This is a genomic window from Pseudoalteromonas sp. SIMBA_162, assembly GCF_046535955.1.
In the GTDB taxonomy this organism is placed as follows: domain Bacteria; phylum Pseudomonadota; class Gammaproteobacteria; order Enterobacterales; family Alteromonadaceae; genus Pseudoalteromonas; species Pseudoalteromonas marina.
The window spans coordinates 1-250 of record NZ_JAWJBQ010000866.1; the positions used below are offsets into that span (position 1 = coordinate 1).

The 250-nt window shown below is 66.4% G+C and carries 1 protein-coding gene; it reads right to left on the reverse strand.

The genetic code is table 11. From position 1 onward, the window contains the following. The coding region (locus R0J88_RS22160; protein WP_410901195.1) for a hypothetical protein at positions 1-208 on the reverse strand (208 nt) is incomplete at its 3' end. Between the last annotated feature and the right edge of the window lie 42 nt (positions 209-250).

The following is a 250-nucleotide window of genomic DNA, read 5'->3' on the forward strand; positions in this document are numbered from 1 at the left end:
GGCCGAGACTGGTCGCAGCGCTGAAGTCGGGCGAGGCCCACAGTGCGGTCAGGCCCTGCATCAGGCTCAGACCTTCACGGTTGAGCGCAAGGCTGCCGAGTACCACAAGGGCCAGGGTCAACAGGCTGCAGGCCCGGCCCGGCGTGAGGTGCAGCGGGCGATGGTTTGATGCGGGGCGAGCGCTCATGGCCTGCTCAGTGGTTGCCATCGGTGGTCTCCCCCTCAAGTGTCGCCTCGTCGTCAATCAGAT